Annotated in this window: 13 protein-coding genes; 3 read left to right on the plus strand and 10 right to left on the minus strand. The window is 58.0% G+C overall.

Translation table 11 applies throughout. The features are described from left to right. The first annotated feature begins 165 nt into the window (after positions 1 to 165). A complete protein-coding gene (mfd, locus tag ACO06L_RS05965; RefSeq protein WP_202346865.1) occupies positions 166 to 3,699 on the plus strand; it encodes a transcription-repair coupling factor in 3,534 nt (1,177 codons plus the stop codon). A 29-nt stretch (positions 3,700 to 3,728) separates the two neighbouring features. Then, a complete protein-coding gene (locus ACO06L_RS05970; RefSeq protein ID WP_202346866.1) occupies positions 3,729 to 4,553 on the plus strand; it encodes a CsiV family protein in 825 nt (274 codons plus the stop codon). On the opposite strand, the gene ACO06L_RS05975 is transcribed toward ACO06L_RS05970, so the two are convergent. The 5 genes from ACO06L_RS05975 to ACO06L_RS05995 all read right to left on the minus strand — a co-directional run bounded on the left by ACO06L_RS05975 (position 4,528) and on the right by ACO06L_RS05995 (position 8,742). Next, positions 4,528 to 5,316 carry an S-methyl-5'-thioinosine phosphorylase gene (locus tag ACO06L_RS05975; protein WP_202346867.1) on the minus strand — a complete coding sequence of 263 codons (789 nt, stop codon included), beginning with the start codon at positions 5,314 to 5,316 and terminating at the stop codon, positions 4,528 to 4,530. The two genes, ACO06L_RS05970 and ACO06L_RS05975, sit on opposite strands and share 26 nt — an antisense overlap. Next, positions 5,313 to 6,536, minus strand: coding sequence for a mechanosensitive ion channel family protein (locus tag ACO06L_RS05980; protein ID WP_064228846.1), 1,224 nt, complete (start codon positions 6,534 to 6,536; stop codon positions 5,313 to 5,315). Before ACO06L_RS05980 ends, ACO06L_RS05975 begins: the two co-directional genes overlap by 4 nt. Positions 6,537 to 6,560: 24 nt before the next feature. Next, the gene (locus ACO06L_RS05985; RefSeq protein WP_264753879.1) at positions 6,561 to 7,025 is read right to left on the minus strand and encodes a L,D-transpeptidase; all 465 of its coding nucleotides are present in this window, start codon (positions 7,023 to 7,025) and stop codon (positions 6,561 to 6,563) included. An 85-nt stretch (positions 7,026 to 7,110) separates the two neighbouring features. Continuing rightward, entirely contained in the window at positions 7,111 to 7,788 is a 678-nt protein-coding gene (locus ACO06L_RS05990; protein WP_064228844.1) for a TetR/AcrR family transcriptional regulator, read from the minus strand. Positions 7,789 to 7,848: 60 nt separating this feature from the next. After that, entirely contained in the window at positions 7,849 to 8,742 is an 894-nt protein-coding gene (locus ACO06L_RS05995) for a hypothetical protein (RefSeq protein WP_202346868.1), read from the minus strand. 157 nt (positions 8,743 to 8,899) lie between these two features. Between ACO06L_RS05995 and ACO06L_RS06000 the strand changes: the two genes are divergently transcribed. Further along, complete coding sequence (locus tag ACO06L_RS06000; protein ID WP_202346869.1) at positions 8,900 to 9,520, plus strand: riboflavin synthase subunit alpha; 621 nt, start codon at positions 8,900 to 8,902, stop codon at positions 9,518 to 9,520. 13 nt (positions 9,521 to 9,533) lie between these two features. On the opposite strand, the gene ACO06L_RS06005 is transcribed toward ACO06L_RS06000, so the two are convergent. The 5 genes from ACO06L_RS06005 to ACO06L_RS06025 all read right to left on the minus strand — a co-directional run bounded on the left by ACO06L_RS06005 (position 9,534) and on the right by ACO06L_RS06025 (position 17,951). Then, a complete protein-coding gene (locus tag ACO06L_RS06005; RefSeq protein WP_202346870.1) occupies positions 9,534 to 10,682 on the minus strand; it encodes a class I SAM-dependent methyltransferase in 1,149 nt (382 codons plus the stop codon). Positions 10,683 to 10,850: 168 nt separating this feature from the next. Next, complete coding sequence (locus ACO06L_RS06010) at positions 10,851 to 11,897, minus strand: class I SAM-dependent methyltransferase (RefSeq protein ID WP_202346871.1); 1,047 nt, start codon at positions 11,895 to 11,897, stop codon at positions 10,851 to 10,853. 124 nt (positions 11,898 to 12,021) lie between these two features. Beyond that, the gene (locus tag ACO06L_RS06015) at positions 12,022 to 12,195 is read right to left on the minus strand and encodes a hypothetical protein (protein WP_162841237.1); all 174 of its coding nucleotides are present in this window, start codon (positions 12,193 to 12,195) and stop codon (positions 12,022 to 12,024) included. A 111-nt stretch (positions 12,196 to 12,306) separates the two neighbouring features. Next, entirely contained in the window at positions 12,307 to 12,999 is a 693-nt protein-coding gene (gene can, locus ACO06L_RS06020; protein WP_202346872.1) for a carbonate dehydratase, read from the minus strand. Between the two features lie 65 nt (positions 13,000 to 13,064). Continuing rightward, positions 13,065 to 17,951 carry an NAD-glutamate dehydrogenase gene (locus ACO06L_RS06025; RefSeq protein ID WP_202346873.1) on the minus strand — a complete coding sequence of 1,629 codons (4,887 nt, stop codon included), beginning with the start codon at positions 17,949 to 17,951 and terminating at the stop codon, positions 13,065 to 13,067. Positions 17,952 to 18,000 lie beyond the last annotated feature (49 nt).

An 18,000-nucleotide genomic window follows, 5' to 3' on the forward strand; every position in this document is an offset into this window, starting at 1 on the left:
CCGGCCGACCGCAAATACGCCAGCCCATGACCTTCGTATAGGTCCCGCCTGTCTATAAAGCAAGCGTCGCCCCGAATATCGGCGCCATGACAGTGTCAACCGCGAGCGTTAGAATACGCGCCACACCGCCGCCCGGAAATACATATCAGGAGAACCAGATCGCCCATGAGCCAAGGTGCCAGCACACGCCCGTCGCCCCCATCCATGATTGCCCCGGAATTCCCGACCCGGCCGGCCGACCACAGGACATGGGGCCAATTGCACGGCAGCACTGACGCGCTGGCCATCTGTGAGAGTGCGCGCGCCCACAAGGGCCTCACTCTGGTGATCACCCGCAGCACCGCCGATGCCATCCGCCTTGAACAGGCCATGCGCTTCTTCCTCGGTCTGCCCCCGGAAGAGGATGGCCCGGCCGTCAGCGATGACGGCCTGGAACTGCTCTCACTGCCAGACTGGGAAACCCTGCCCTACGATCTGTTTTCGCCCCACCAGGACATTATTTCCCGGCGAATCCGGACACTACACCGCTTGCCGTCAACCAGCCATGGCGTATTGGTGGTTCCGGCAAGAACGCTTATGCACAGGCTTCCACCGGTTAACTACCTGCAGGGCAACACTCTGCTACTGGAAGTGGGGCAGTCCCTGGATATCGAGAACTGGCGAATGCAGCTGGAGGCCGCAGGTTACCGGCATGCCGAGAACGTTTACGAACACGGCGAATACGCGGTCCGCGGCGCCATACTCGACATCTTCCCCATGGGGGCCAGCCAGCCCTACCGGATTGACCTGTTCGATGATGAGATCGAAACGCTCCGGACCTTTGATCCCGACACCCAACGTTCGATCGACCGCATTGACCGTATCGAGTTGCTACCCGCTTTCGAATTCCCCTGGCATAAAGAGGCGCGTTCCGGCTTCCGCAGCCGCTGGTTCGAACAGTTCCCGGATGCCGACAAGGACACGCCCATATACCAGGACGTAACACACGGCATCACTCCGCCGGGGATCGAGTACTACCTGCCCCTGTTCTTCGACGAGACGGCAACCCTGTTTAACTACCTGCCGGGGGCGACCCATGTTTTTACTGCCGACGGACTGAACGATGCGGTCAGCCATTTTGACAGCGAAACCCGCAACCGGTACGAGGACCGGCGCCACGATCGCCTGCGGCCGATTCTGCCGCCGACCCGTCTGTTTCTGCAGCAGGAAGAGCTGTTCGGACACCTGAAAGCTTTCCCCAGGGTGACAGTCTCCTCAGAAATCCACGAATCCGCCGGATCGGTGAATTGCCCCACAAGAATCCTGCCGGATATCGCAATGGATGGTCGGGCCGCAGATCCTGCCGGTCGTCTCAAGCGTTTTCTAGGCGAGTTCGACGGCCACGTATTGATCTGCGCCGAGTCCTCCGGTCGACGAGAAGCCCTGATGGAGAACCTTGGCGAACAAGGCCTTGAGCTGAAAACCCTCTCTGGTTGGCAGGCCTTCCTCGAAAATAAAGAGAGCCCGCTGGCCATCACCATCGCTCCGATGGAGCAAGGCCTCGTGCTACCCGAGCATTCCGTTGCCCTGATTACCGAAACGGCCCTGTTCGGAGAGCGGGTTCTGCAGCGCCGTCGCCGTGAAAAACCCACCGAAACCGACGATGCCGGTTTCCGGGACCTGTCGGAATTGAGGATCGGCGCGCCCGTGGTCCACATTGACCACGGCGTGGGCCGCTACCGTGGCCTGGAAACCATTACCGTTGAAGGCGAAGCCAGCGAATTTCTGATGCTTGAGTACGCCGGCGGCTCCAAGCTCTACGTGCCAGTGTCCAGCCTGCATTTGATTTCCCGCTATGCCGGCAATGACACCGAGCATGCACCGCTGCATAAACTCGGCACGGATCGCTGGAGCACCGCCAAACAGAAAGCCCTCGAGAAAATCCGCGATACCGCCGCCGAGCTACTGGACGTGTACGCCCGCCGGGAGGCACGCAAAGGCTTCAGCTTCGAGGATCCGAAGGAGGCCTACCGCGCCTTTGCCGCCGGCTTCCCGTTCGAGGAAACGCCGGACCAGCAGGTCGCCATTCAGTCCGTGTTCGAGGACATGACCAGTGAGCGACCGATGGACCGCCTGGTATGCGGCGATGTGGGTTTCGGCAAGACCGAGGTCGCCATGCGCGCGGCGTTCATGGCGACCTGGTCCGGCAAACAGGTGGCTGTACTAGTCCCCACTACCCTGCTGGCCCAACAGCACTACGAATCGTTCCGGGATCGCTTCTCCGATACCCCGGTACAGGTCGAGCTGCTGAGTCGGTTCCGCACCGCCGGCCAGACCAGCAAATCTCTGGAGGCTGTTGAGAATGGCAAGGCAGACATCGTCATCGGCACACACAAACTGCTTCAGGGCGACATCAAGTTCAAGAATCTGGGTCTGGTCATCATCGATGAAGAGCACCGTTTTGGCGTACAGCAAAAGGAAAGGCTGAAGGCGCTGCGGGCAGAAGTGGACATGCTCAACCTGACCGCAACTCCGATTCCGCGGACCCTGAACATGGCCATGGGGCACCTGAGAGATCTTTCTATTATTGCAACACCACCGGCACGGCGACTCTCGGTGAAGACTTTCGTTCGCCAGAAAGACAATGCCATGGTCAAGGAAGCCATTTTGCGGGAAATCCTCCGTGGCGGTCAGGTCTATTTCCTCCATAACGATGTGGCAACTATCGAGAAAACGGCCGAGGATCTCCGATCACTGATTCCCGAAGCCCGGGTGGGTGTAGCCCATGGCCAGATGCGGGAGCGGGATCTGGAAAAGATCATGTCGGACTTCTACCACAAGCGCTTCAATGTCCTTGTGTGCACAACCATCATTGAAACCGGCATCGACGTTCCCAGCGCCAACACCATCATTATCGAGCGAGCCGACAAATTCGGCCTGGCTCAGCTGCATCAGCTTCGGGGCCGCGTGGGCCGGTCTCACCACCAGGCCTATGCGTACCTCCTAACACCACCGCCGAAATCGATTACGGCGGACGCAAAAAAGCGGCTGGACGCCATCTCGGAGGCCCAGGACCTTGGCGCCGGCTTTATGCTGGCCACCCACGATCTGGAAATCCGGGGCGCGGGCGAGTTGCTGGGTGAAGAACAGAGTGGGCAAATCGAGAGCATCGGCTTTACTCTTTATATGCAGCTGTTGGACGAAGCCGTCAAAGCCATCCGGGAAGGCCGAACACCCAACGCCGACCTGCCCCTGAGCCACGGCACGGAAATGAACCTGAGAATCCCGGCACTGATTCCCGAGGATTACCTGCCGGATGTCCATAACCGCCTGATGCTTTACAAGCGGATTGCCAGCGTTGACAGTCCGGACGCATTAAAAGAACTTCAGGTTGAAATGATTGACCGGTTCGGTTTGTTACCGGATCCGGCAAAGAACCTGATCCGCCAGACCGAGCTACGTCTTCGCGCGGAAGCCCTGGGCATCGTAAAAGTGGACGCCGGCAAGGAATGGGCGCGGCTCGAGTTTGGCAGCTCGACACCGGTGGACCCTCTGGTTCTGGTTAAAAAAGTGCAATCCTCACCGGACCAATACCGGCTCGAAGGTGCCAACAGCTTCCGTTTTCGGCTGAAGGATGCGACAACCGGTGGTAAACTCGACGGCATTTCCCGGATGCTTGGCGAGCTGGAGCCTGCAAAAAGTGACGCGTCCGGCTCATGAATAGCCGACCAACATGTGGAGTACGACCCTTGCAGATTGACGGAATTCGCTGGTGCCGATACCCGACCCGGGCCTTCCTGGCCGCCCTCCTGCTGAGCTTCGCAGCCACAACGGCTGCCCAGCAGCCCGGCCGGGCAGCACTGCCCCTTGAGCCCGGCACCCCCATTCCCGACGACTACTACCGCGCCGAGTTCGTGATTCTTGAGCGAATCATTGAGCCCGAGGCCGTGAATGAGCGAATGTCTGGCCGCACGGTAGATGAGCCGACGGAAACAGAGGAGATTCTTTGGTCAGCGCTTGAAGATGGCACCATGCAAACCACCCTGGAACTGGCGCCCCGGCAGGATCTTCATCTTGCCAGCGCCGCGGCACGACTTGAGCGCAGCGGCCGGTACCGGGTGCTCGTCGCTGCGGGTTGGTACGAGGCGTTCCCACCGGATTACGAGGGCACCCCTTTAAGGATTGAGACGGGCGACTGGATCGAAGGAGCTCGAACTCGCGAGGTGGAGGGCCACATCACCATCGACCGGCAGCGCTACCTGCACGTCAATGTTGACCTCAACCACTGGCAGTTGGCGGAAGACGCTCCAGCGCTGCCTGCAGACGCTGCGACTGGAACGCCCCAGGAGACGCCCTCACCCACAGAAGCGTCTGGCACTCAGGATACGGCCGCCGCAGCGACAACCGGTGAATCTGCAGCTCAGCAACTTCCTGTCCTGGCTGAGCCTGCCCCGCTTGAGCTATTGACCTGGATCCGGGAAACCCGCCGGATGCGCAGTGAGGAAATCCATTTCCTGGACTCCCCCACTATCGGCGTGCTGGTGTTCTTCAAGAAGATTGAGGCAACGGAGTAAGCACACCAAGGCCGGCCATTGAGACCTCAAGAATCCGTTTGACACCGGACATTCCCTGCTCGATGGCCGCCTCAATCTCCTCCATGGTGATAATGTGGTCGGATTTGCCGGCCGCCCAGTTTACCACCAGCCCGAGACAGACATAGCGCATACCCAGTTCTGCTGCGAGAGCCGCTTCCGGCATACCGGTCATGCCCACAAGATCACAGCCTTCACGCTCCATCCGGATAATCTCCGCCGCGGTTTCCAGCCTCGGCCCCTGGGTTGCGCCATACACCCCAAAACCCGAAAACGGCACTTCCTCGGCACCGGCAGAATCAATAAGAATCTGGCGCGCACTCTCATCGTAAGGCCAGGTGAAATCAATGTGGGTCACCGAGTCCAGCTCACCCTCAAAGAAGGTGCTGGCACGACCCCAGGTGTAATCAATAATCTGGTCGGGAATAACGACTTGGGCGGGCCCCATCTCCGGGTGGATCCCACCGACGGCGTTGACACCGACTACCGTTCTGACGCCAGCATCATAGAGAGCCTTGAGATTCGCCCGATAGTTCACCTGATGGGGTGGAATACGGTGCGGATTACCATGGCGCGACAGGAAGATAACCGGCTGATCGCCAAGTAGCCCCTCTACCAGTGGCGCAGATGGATTTCCCCATGGTGTTCCAACCTGCTTTTCATTGGTAATTTCCAGGCCTGACAGCGTGGTCAAGCCGGTGCCACCAATGATACCAACAGGGTGCATTTTCTCCGGTGACGTCATTCTGAATCTCCTGAGTCTTCCACATCTCCGGTTGTCTGACGATTCTGCGACTTCTCCGCATTCTTACCGGAAGCAGCTTCCGCGTTCTTATCCGATGATTCATCTGACTGCGATCCGGACAGCCGCACGCCGTCCGGAAGATGCAGGGTACGGGTCGGGAAAGCCACTTCGGCACCGTAACCCTCAATAATGTCGCTGATTTTCAACAGCACGTCCTGCTTCACCTCATGGAATGGCACCCATTGGGTGGTTTTGGTGAAGGTGTACACCATGATATCCAGAGACGACGCATTGAACGCCAGGAAGTTCACAATCAGGGTCTGGTCGCTGTCGATGTCCTCATGCTGCTGCAGCATGGCCTTGATGTCGTCAACAATACTTGCCATCTGCCCGACATCGGCATATCGGATGCCAATCGTTTCATAGATCCGGCGATTGGTCATTCGGGAGGGGTTTTCCACCGCGATGGTGGTGAACGCCGCATTCGGCACATAAAGCGGACGCTTGTCGAAGGTGCGGATTGTGGTCAGGCGCCAGCCGATATGCTCGACCGTGCCCTCAATGTTCCGGTCCGGCGACCGCACCCAGTCCCCGACCTTGAACGGCCGATCCAGGTGGATGATAAAGCCGCCGAAAAAGTTGGCCAGAAGATCCTTGGCGGCAAAGCCGACAGCGATACCGCCTACGCCGCCGAACGCCAACACCCCGGAAATGCTATAGCCCATGGACTGCATCGAAATCAGCACTGCAGTAATAATGACTACGGCCCTGGACAGCTTGCTCACCGCATTGACGGTGGTGTAATCCATGGGCTGCTTCATTTTCAGAGGAGAAACCAGAATCCCCTCTGCTTCCTTGATCAGTCGCAAAACCGCCCACACCAGGACGAAGATGAAACCGATCTGCAGAACAGACTCATTGGCCTTGAAAATCTCTGCGTCCGAGTATTTGTGAGCTACCTCCGCAGCCCAGTACACGCCCTGAAGCCAGACGAACGCCACGGCCGGCTTGCGGGCTGCATGCAATAACGCATCGTCCCAGAGGTTTTTGGTTTGACTGAACTTGCGCTCCAGAGCGCCGATGATGTGGCTGGCGATGTACGCCACCGTGGCCGTTCCGAAAACCAGCGCAAACACGACAATCCCGACGCGCCAGGCTTCCGAAAGAAGCCCGAAATTCTCGATCCAGCCATTCACCACGGCCATAACATCCCCGATCATCGGATCCCTCTGGTATCTTCAGGTTTATCGAATGGAAACAGCTGTTCCCGGACCGACGCGATCAAACAGATCAATAATGTCTTCATTACGCATCCGCACACAGCCATGGGACAGCGGCACTCCCATAGGCTCGCTGTCCGGTGTGCCGTGAATGTATATGAAGCGGCGGAAAGTATCGACACCCGGCCCCCTGTTTCTGCCCCACTCACGGCCGCATAACCAGAGAATCCGGCTCAGTATCCAGTCACGGCCGGGGTTTTGCCGGGCAAGTTCGGAGCTATAGGTTTCGCCTGTCGGGCGCCGGGCACGAAATACCGTTCCCACCGGAAGTCCGGCGCCAATACTCGCGCGAATATAGTGCTCGCCTCGTGGGGTACAGCCACTGCCATCGCTCTCACCCGGCCCGTTAAGCCCGGTGGAAACCGGATAGGAGGCAACAAGTTCTCCGCCTTCGGTTTCAAGCCGCAGGCACTGGAGGGTCAGATCAATGTCGATGCGGAGTGATGCAGGATGCGTCAAAACCGGTCAGGCTCCCGTGGAGGTTCTAGGGGAAGCCTAACCGAGAGAGAGGAACTCAGGCAACCGAGACCTTGCTGCCGGCCGGCGGAATCAGCATGGCGTCTTCTGCCTGCATGCCGGCGGCCAGGAAGGGAACCAGTCGGGCGGCAATTTCCTGAACAGTGGTTTCCACGCCCAACTTGTTCTGAAGGATATCCCTCAAGGCATCGCTGCTGGACATGGTAAACGCCGTTGCCCCCAACATGAACTGGATGCGCCAGTATCGATCCACCGAGGACAGCTGCGGGGTCGCTTCCTTGAGCAGCCGCATGAAACGGCTGAAGGGCTCGCTGTATTCCTGCTCCAGGAACTTGCGTAAATGCCCCTGGGACTGGGTGTAGGCAAGCCCGAGCAGGCGCATGAAGATAGAGATACCCTTCTCGTTGCGCTGGGGCATTCGCACCGCGCTTTCCGTAAGCGCCCAGAGTGTCTGATTCAGTGTTGGCGGCTTACCGTCACACCGTTCCTCAAGCTGATCAAAGGCGTTCTCCAGCGTTGCTGAAAACGGCGTAAGAAAACGCGCGAAAACGGCGTGGATCAGGGCGTTCTTTGAACCAAAGTGGTAATTGACAGCGGCCAGATTTACTTTAGCCTTACTGGTAATCATTCGGAGCGAGGTTTCCGAAAAACCCCGGTCGGCGAACAGCTCTTCGGCTGCATCGAGAATCCGGTCAACGGTATCAGACTGCGCCATTTTGTTATCAATGCCTCTAGCAAACGTCTGTTTGAAACATACGTTTGAAGCGCATCGCTGTCAAGTTCTGGGCTCAGGCTCTGCTGCCACTTCCTCCCACCCCTGATCAATCGCTTCCTGGTTGCCCTCGAAAAAAGCTTTCTGAACACGGCTGTACGCTTTCTCTGCTTCCAGCAGGTAGATCAGGTAAAGACGCACATGCTCCCGACGTGTCAACTGCCGGGACAGGATGCGATTCTCGGACAACCTCAGAAGATGACTGAACCGGGTATTCTTCAGCGCAGGGTTGAAATCCGCCATCCTGGCGCATTGCCAGATCAGGCCATCCGAGCCCTCCAGATGGGCAACGTGCTGCCTTGCCTCCCGGAGCATCCGCTGGCGTGTCATGATCAGATCAAGATACGAGGGTTTGCTGGTGTAGATTCTGCGTACCGCCGGTATTCCCAGCAACAGAATGATCACAAAGGCGCCAAAGCCGCCGCCTGCTATCCATGCCGGCACAAACCCGGTCAGACCGCTCAGAAAGATGGCTGCGGCGATCAAGGCACTGAACAACCAGAGGTCCCGACCCCGACGCGCCTCGGCCATTGTAAAGTTGTCCGGCCAACCGTTCATGGCCAGCAGGTCGAAGTCCATCAGCAGCACCCGGTCGCACTGTCGCAGCATCAACCGGAGTTTGCGTTGCCGGGATTCGGCCAACACCCTCTCGGTCCCGCTACTGCCCTCATTTCGGAAGCCCTCACTGCCCGACGATTTATCCGGCTCTTGACCGGTGTCCGGAACCTGATCGGCTGGTGCTGTTTCTGCAGCCTGGCTGGTTGATGCCGGTGCCGAAGCCGGGGCATCCGCCGTTATGGGCGCTGGCACCGGATCGGCCGCCCGGCCCGGCCTCAGCACCGGTGCCTGCGTCGGCGCGTTCGCCTGGGTAGCAGCCTTTCTCTGATTTTCAGCCATGGCAGATCGTCCGGATTCAGGGGTTTAAACAGGTATCGACCGTCGCATCAGATACTTGAATTCCCCCTGCTCCACCTTGGCATTGATGAGTCCGCTCGCTATCCTTGCTGTCCTGCCGGAAAGGCAACCGCATACCACACCAAACGAGGTCAGGATTATGTTCACAGGCATTGTCCAGGGCATTGCAACCATCGAAGACGTCACTGCCGAGCCCGGACTGAGCACTTTTGCTATTCGGCTGCCAGCAGACAAAGCCGGCGGGGTGTCCATTGGCGCTTCGGTGGCAATCAACGGCACCTGCCTGACCGTTACACGCCAGGACGACAGCGTGCTTTATTTCGATGCCATGCAGGAAACCCTGAGACTGACCACGCTGGGGGACCTGAAAACCGGAGACCAGGTCAATTTCGAACGGGCCGCCCGGATCGGGGATGAAATTGGCGGCCATTTGCTGTCAGGGCATATTCATACGACAGCCCGGATTGTCGAAATCCTGAGACCGGAGAACAACGTCACCCTCTGGTTTGAAGTGCCCGACGAATGGACACGCTATATTTTTCCCAAAGGCTACATCGCCATCAACGGCGCCAGCCTTACCATCGGCGAAGTTCGAGGTAACCGGTTCAATGTCCATCTGATTCCGGAGACACTGAGGGCCACGACCTTTGGCACCTCTGACGAAGGTCAGCGTGTGAACATCGAAATAGACAGCCAGACCCAGACCATCGTCGACACCCTGGCCCGTATGGGTTACGACCGCCCGGCCCCGACGCTTTAACTCATGTGGCCCTTCAGCGGTTGCCGGCCCGGAACACCACGAACTTGGGGCTGGCATCCAGCTGTTCTACCAAAGAAAAATAGCGCAGAAGGCTTCGGTGATAACCCAGGTGGCGATTTCCCACCATGAGCAAGTGACCACCTGGTTTGAGGTGTTGAGAGGCCTGCTCAAACAACCGCAGGGCAATATGGTCACCGACCACACCGCCCTCATGGAACGGCGGATTCAGCAGAATCAGATCGCAAGCGTCCGAAACTGCATCAATGCCGTCGCAGTGAGAGAAAATTGCGTTGGCCTCCGGGAACGCCTGCTCAACATTACGGCGGGCACTGAGCACAGCCTGGCTTGAAACGTCGCTGAAACCCAACTGTAAGTCTTCTCTTTCCGCCAGCACCGCCAGACCCAGCACACCATTGCCACAGGCCAGATCCAGTACAGAGTCGCCTGCCTGTAAAGTCGTTACCGCTTTCGCCACATGGGGCAGAAGTAAGCGGCTACCGATATCCAGTTTTTCCCTGGCGAATACCGCGGGCAATGCCTCGACTTCCACAGCGCCGTTCCGACCGTTTACTGCATACCCCTTCCAGGTACCTGACCAGCCCGCCAGATTCGCAGTACCTTTCCGGCAACGAATTGCCCGGGCCTTTTTTCGCGCAGGCAAAACCTGCTCCGTCTGCACCGCCCCGGCAAACACCTCGACACTTTTCGCCGGCAGATGCTTGATCATTCCTCCTGCCAGCAAGACACCGGAATCCGCCATCACGCTGTTGAGCCAGCGCAGCAACCAGGCCAGATAGTCAGCCTGGCGCGGTATTCTCAATACCACCAGGTCGAATGGGCCCGCCGGCGGATTGATCCAGCTATAAACCGGCTCTGCTGCAGGAAATGCGGGATTCAATGCGACATTATTTGCCAACGCGCCTGGCAACACAGCGCTGTCGGCAACGATGGTGGGAGAAAACCGAGAGAGACCCAATGCAAGTGCCCCGAACTGATCATCCACTATCAGGACCCGGGGCTCATCAAAACCGGCTGCGGAATCAAGAGCAGCCTCCAGCAGCAGCTCGTCCGCTGCATCCCACGCCCTCAGAGTCGGATCACCGGTACCCGGGCGGCTTAGGGTCAGCCTGCCCTGAGAGAAAACGAGTTCAGCAGTTGTCATTTCGGGCATCCTGGAGGCTTTTTGTCACAAAAGCGCCATTCTAGGCTGTTTATTCTAGAAATTAACCCTAACGTGGAAGGTGTTCACGCTGAACATCCCTTTTCCGGTTGGCTCCGTTGTTCTGGACGCGAACCTCTTGCCCCTCACCCCAGGGGCTTTTTTTTGCGTTCAGGAACGACGAAACGCGCGATAGACGGTAAATCGTCGATCCTCCCGCAGGCGCTCAACCGGGCCGATGCAGCGTTTCATCAAAGGCTCATATGGCAAAAAGCTGTTCGCCACCAGGCGCACCTCACCACCCGGCGCCAGATGACGCACCACCTCTCGAAGAAAGCCTTCGGTCATCGACAGATCGGTTCTGACTCCGGTATGAAATGGGGGGTTGCTCAGAATAACGGGCCAGGTGCCTTCGACCTCAGATAGGCCATCCGACGCCAGAATGCGCCCGGAAACACCGTTGCGCTCATAGGTGGCCCGGGCACAGATAACCGCCTGGGACTGAACGTCGATTCCGTCGACCGTTACCGCGGGTTGGTTCTGCTGCTCATGCCAGCGATGCAGCCAGGTACCAAGGACACCCGCGCCACAGGCGAAATCCAGGACAGAGCCGGGGCGCAATGGATTCTCGTCAAGCGTCTCCAGCAGCATGCGAGTGCCCTCATCCAGCTCGCCGAGGCTGAAAATGCCCGGCAGCCCGGCAACTTCCAGGCGCACCGATTTGCATTCAATGCCCGTCCAGGTCATCCATTGCTGAAGCGAGAATTCGGGCAGCGGTTCGATAGGCTCGGCACACCAGACCTGGCAATGTCTGGCACTGTCAATCTTGGTCGCTTGCGGCGCCACGGCCTTGAGCTGTTTAACAGCCCCGGCAATGCCTTCTTTTTTCTCTCCAACAAGCACCAGCCGGGCGCCCTGCGCTGCCAGCCAGCGTGCCAGGGCAAGGCGCAGATCAAGCTCTGCCCGGGCCTTGGGCAGAAACACAACCAGGGTGTCAAAGATGCCGGCTGCCAGTGCCGGATCGTCATAGCCGAAACAGATCTGCCAACCCTCGTTCCCGGCAAGCGCGACACAGACACCGGCATGCTCACTCATGGCCATACCGCCGGCAGGCAGATCGGCCAGCAGCCCATTGGCGGCTACGCCCAGCAGGGCCACCCGACCCCGCAAGAGGTGGCGGTTTCGCAACAGGACTTCATGGGAGTTGGGCAATGACATTGATTGGCTGTTCCCGCGTGGATGGTTCGGAAACGGGATACTCTAAACGGAATGAGCCCTCGCGTCTCCCCTGCAAGGTGGAGACCGGAGGGCTTTCAGAGGGTAAATACCATGGCAAACTCAGTCACTTGTAGCGTGCAACCGTACCAACCCTCAAGGCATCTTCAGGAGACATACCCCAGTCTTCCGGCTGGCTGGCATCAGAAGGTTTCCGCCCCCGACCCCGTTGCTCCGGGTCGACAGTAACGTCTTTACGCTGGTTCAGGGCTGTCAGGGCTTTTTGCATCAGTTCTTTCATGGTCTACCTCCTCGCTTACTGCAGGATCTACTCTAGCAAAGCGGGAGGTGACCAACTGTGATGACGCCGAGGGTCAGGAAGTGACGCTCATCACGAATTTTTGACGCAATTTTACATTCTTTGCTGGACGCTTTTCTGACGCCCCGAGCGTACCGGTCTCTGTACCAACTCGTCGATACTGTTCTGCCTGACCTGTTCACGATCCTCCTCGCTGGCGACCGACAGCCCCATATCCCGGAGAACCCCGTCAGCCACATCGTAGACAAAGCCATGGACCGTGAGCGGCTGGCCCCGCTTCCAGGCTTCCTGAACAATGTTGTTCTGGCACACGTGCCCTACCTGCTCAACGACATTGAGCTCACACAGACGATCGACCCGGTCCTGGACGCTTGGCAGATCATCCAGTACCTGCTGGTGCCGATCACGGACATCCTGAACGTGGCGAAGCCAGTTGCTGATCAGCCCAAACCCTTCATTGAGCAATGCCGCTCTCACACCGCCACAACCATAGTGACCAACCACCAGAACGTGTTTCACCTTCAGCACTTCAATGGCGAACTGCAGTACCGACAGACAGTTAAAATCCGTGTGGACAACCACGTTGGCCACGTTCCGGTGAACAAACAGTTCCCCGGGCAGAAGATCGACGATCTGGTTGGCCGGTACGCGACTGTCCGCACAGCCGATCCATAGGTATTCCGGTGCCTGCTGATTCGACAGGCGGTGGAAAAACTGCGGATCCTGGGCCTTGATGCCATCCGCCCAGGCCCGGTTTTTTTCCAGAAGATGGTCAAGCTGACCCATTATCCCACTCCGTTTGATGATTCCCGATCATCGATTGAACGGGAATGCGGATTTCAAAGCAATACTCAGTTGGTCTCAACCTCTGCCTCAGCGTGTGGCTGGTGCATTGTACTCTGGGCCAGATCCAGCAATTCGCGCAGGGCCACCGAGAACATGGCGTATTCCGGCTCCCGCACTCCCTTGAGCTCCGACAGCATGGATTTCCAGCGATCGATCATCTGCTGATGGCGCGACAGCCAACTCTCCACGCAGGCAGGGACGTCTTCTGGTTTCTCCGCCAGTTTCAGTACACCGGTGGTCAGCGCCCGCTGCTGCCAGTCCAGGTCCTCACGGAAACTCTCCCTGGCCAGTGCCTGCCAATGGGATGCAGGTGTGAGAGCGGCAATGGCGCTGGCAAACCAGTTCAGATCCAGACGATCACCCAGCTCATAATAAAGATTGGCAACGGTTTTCAGTGGCATACCGGAGGCTTCGTGGGCTTCTATTATGCCGAGAGACGAATACAGGTGGCCTGTGCCCGACACCACGGAGGCCAGCTCTGAAGGCAGACCTGCATCCACCAGGGCCTGATGTCGTTTTTCCCAGGTAGTTTTGGCCTGGTCACCAAGATACTCGGGCAAGCCGGCGGTAATCGCCCAGACGCTGTCGGCAAAGCGCTCCATATGGTGCTGGATGCTGAGCTCCGCACGGCGGTTGCGCAACAGCCAGCGCACCGACCGGCGCATCAGACGCATGAGGTCCTGCATCAGCTCCATCTGCAGTTGGGCCGGCACATGAAAATCCAGAGCCTCAATCCTGTCCCACCAGTTATCAATGCGGAACACATCCCGGGCAATGATCCAGGCCAGTGCAATGGAGGCTGCATCGGCGCCGGTAGACTGATTCAGACGCTCGACAAAGGTAATCCCCATGTGGTTGACCATGTCGTTGGCAATCTGGGTCGCGATGATTTCACGACGCAGTTGATGCTCTCCCAGCTCCTTGGAGAATTTCTGGGTCAGGTCCCGTGGAAAAACCTTGTACATCTCACCGGCCAGCAACGGATCGTCAGGCAGAGTGCTCTCGATCAGGGTCTGCTTAAGATCGCCCTTCACGTAGGAAATTAAAACCGACAGTTCCGGCCGGGTCAGCCCCTTCTTGTCGAGCTTGCGCTCGGACAGGGTTTCATCATCCGGCAGGAATTCAAGGGCCCGGTTCAGCTTGCCCTCGCTCTCAAAGGTATTCATCAGCCGGCGGTATTCCTCCAGCCGGGTCGCTGCATCCTCACTGGCGATGCTGATAGCCTGGGTCTGACGGTAGTTGTTTTTTAGTACCAGATCAGCAACGTCGTCGGTCATCTCCTCAAGCATGATGTTGCGCTGCTTGTTGGTCAGATCGCCCAGGGCCACGGCCCGGTTGAGCAGGATCTTCATGTTGACCTCATGGTCGGAACAATCCACGCCGCCGGAATTATCGATGAAGTCGGTGTTCAGACGGCCGCCACGGAGGGCGAACTCAATCCGGCCGAGCTGCGTCAGGCCAAGGTTGCCGCCCTCACCGACCACCTTGCAGCGCAGTTCCGAACCATTGATCCGCAGACCGTCGTTGGCCTTGTCACCCACGTCGCCATGGGATTCGCTGGCGCCTTTCACATAAGTGCCGATTCCCCCCACCCAGAGCAGGTCTACCTGGGCCTTGAGAATATGGGAAATCAGCATGTTTGGCGGTACCCGGTCCGATTTGATACCCAACAGCTTCTTCATTTCCGGGCTGACCGGGATGGACTTGGCATTCCGGCTGAATACGCCGCCCCCCTTGGAAATGAGTTTGCTGTCGTAATCAGTCCAGGCGGAGCGGGCGAGCCCGAACAGTCGCTTGCGCTCCCTGTAGCTTTTCTCCGGATCCGGCGCGGGGTCAATAAAGATGTGCACGTGGTTGAAGGCCGCAACCAGCTTGGTCTTCTCCGAGCACAGCATGCCGTTGCCGAAGACGTCGCCGCCCATGTCACCAATGCCGATGGCGGTGAATTCATCCAGTGCCGGATTGATGCCCATCTCCCGGAAGTGACGTTCTACCGATACCCAGGCACCCCGGGCAGTAATGCCCATTTTCTTGTGGTCGTAACCATTGCTGCCACCAGAGGCGAAGGCATCACCCATCCAGAAGCCGTATTCTGCGGCCAATCCGTTGGCAATATCCGAGAAGGTTGCCGTGCCTTTGTCAGCTGCCACAACCAGATAATGGTCATCTTCGTCATGGCGGATAACCCGTTCAGGTGGGGCAATGCCCGAATCCACCAGGTTATCGGTGATATCCAGCAACCCCCGGATGAATGTCTTGTAGGCCTCGATCCCCTCGGCCTGAAAAGCCTCCCGGTCTGAGGGATCCGGCAGGCGCTTGGCCACAAAACCACCTTTCGCGCCAACCGGAACGATGACCGCATTCTTGACCTGCTGGGCCTTGACCAGCCCCAGGATCTCGGTGCGGTAATCCTCGAACCGGTCAGACCAGCGCAGGCCACCGCGGGCGACTTTTCCACCCCTCAGGTGCACACCCTCAACGCGAGGTGAATACACGAAGATCTCGAACATCGGCATGGGCAGAGGCATGTCCGGAATCCGGGATGGATCGAACTTGACACTGATGTAGGGCTTGGGGCCGCCAGCCTCGTCAACCTGGAAGTAGTTGGTTCGCAGGGTAGCCTGGATCAGCTCGAGGTAGAGCCGAAGCACCCGGTCCTCACTGAGATTCTCGACATCCTCAAGACCGGCATTGAATTCGATTTCCAGTTTCTGCTGGGCCGCCTGGCTCTTGCCGGGGCTCTGGTAGCGCTCCGGGTTGAAGCGGATCTCGAAAAACTCCAGCAGCAGCCGTGTCAGCTCAACATGATTCACCAGAGTGTTGGAAATGAAGGTCTGACTATTGGAGAACCGGATCTGACGCATGTAACGGGCATAGGTCCGTAGCAGCGCGATTTCACGCCAGCTCATGTAAGACGACAGGAGCATTCGGTTGAATGCGTCGTTTTCCGCCTCGCCGTACCAGACCCGGCGGAAAAGTTCCTCGAAGATTGGCCGGATACGGTGAATGTCCACGACATTGCCGGTGTGGGCCTGGAGGGTGAAATCGTGGATCCATACAGTCTTATTGTGCCGGTCAGTCACCTCGAAGGGGTGCTCACCAATAACCCGGAAGCCAAGATTATCGAATATCGGCATAACATCCGACAGGGGCAGCGGCTCGTCCGGATAGAAGAGTTTGAAATGCAGCGTGCTTTCGTCCTCTTCCAGAGCCCGGTAGAAACTCATGGCCAGATCATGGTTGTTAGCCGATGCCGCAATGTGCTCCAGATCGATGGCCGCCCGCCTGGGCGAAAACATATCGGTATAACTGGCCGGGAAACCGCCCGCCCAAAGCCGGTAAAGCTCATTCCCCTGCTCTTCACCATAAGCCTCGCTCAGGGCTTCGGAAAGACCGTCACGCCAGGACTGGGCAAGCTCGATGACCTTTTCACGGATCTCAGCCGTGGGCAGTTGGCGGTTCTCAACCTGGGGTACCCGGATGGTGAACTGGACCCGCGCCAGCACCGACTCGGAAAAGTGCGTTACAAACTCCACATCCTCGGCTTCCAGCCGGTCGACCAACACCTGCTCTACCTTCAGCCGCAATTCGGTGTTGTAGATGTCCCTCGGGAAAAACGCCAGGCAGGTAACAAACTGGCCGTAGACATCTTCCCGCATGAACAACTCGATGCGGCGGCGCTCCTGGATATACAGGATACTTTTTGCCACCTTGAGCAACTCGTCCGGCTCAATCTGGAACAGCTCGTCCCTGGGATACACCGTCAGGATCTGCTCCAGCTCCTTACCGGCGTAGTCGTCACGGAGGAACCCGGACCGCTTCATTACGCTCTGGAATTTACGACGCAGCAGGGGAATTTCGTCGGGCCGCTCGTTGTAGACCCGGGCGGTGTAAAGCCCGAGGAAACGGCGCTCACCAACCACCTCACCCTTGCTGTTGAACTTCTTGACGGCAATGTAGTCCGGGTATGCAGGGCGGTGGACCCGCGAACGCTGGGCCGATTTTGCGAAGATAAAAATATCGTCGCTCCGGGTCATTTCATGGCGGGTACGCTGTGGCAGTTCATTCAGGCGAACCCGGTCCGGGCGTTCGTTATTGACCCGGAGGATACCCAGCTCCGAGTTTGCAACCCGCCGTACCACCATGCCGCTTTTATCCTTGGCAAAGTCGTACTCGTCATAGCCAAGAAAGGTGAAATGATCCCGGGCCAGCCATTCAAGAAACTCCCGTGCCTCTTCCTTCTGCTCTTCATTGATGCCTGCGGTGGTGCTGTCCAGCTCGCCCAGAATCTCGTTCACCTTCTCGGTGACGATCGGGAAATCGCTGACTGCGATCCGCACCTCATGCAGCACATTCTGGAGCGCATCTTCCAGATCCCGAAGATCCTCGGGATTACTGTGTCGATCAATCTCGAGGACAATGAAGGCCTCGTAGGCCGAGCCAGAGGCTTTCTTTTTTGTGGTGTGCAGTTTCTTGAGCTTGCCGTCCTCGGCTCTCTCCACCTGCAGGATCGAGTGCTGGATGGAGTGAGTACCGATTTCGCGCTGGTTAATGGCAATGCGCAGGGAATCGATCAGAAACGGAATGTTCGGGTGCAGGATGAACACCACGGTGTGGGTCGACTGCCAGCCGTCGCTCTCCAGATCAGGATTGAATACGGCAACGGGCGTTTCTTCGGCGGACCGCTTCTGCAGAAACTGCCATGCGGCAAGGACGGCACCGTAGGTATCTGCAAATCGTCGACTGACCAGCTCCTCAAGTGGAATATGAGCATAATGCTGCTTGGCAAATTCGCTGATTTTCTTGGCTTCGGTTTTAGAAATCTTCTTTGCGAAAGCGTCAGCCAACTGTTCAAAGAATTGATCCTTGCTGGCCACTGTCAGCGCATTCATGGTCGACCTCAGTTAGTGTGAAATAAACGTAATCGGCGTATCGTCACAT

It is taken from the genome of Marinobacter sp. (assembly GCF_965229985.1).
In the GTDB taxonomy this organism is placed as follows: Bacteria; Pseudomonadota; Gammaproteobacteria; order Pseudomonadales; family Oleiphilaceae; genus Marinobacter.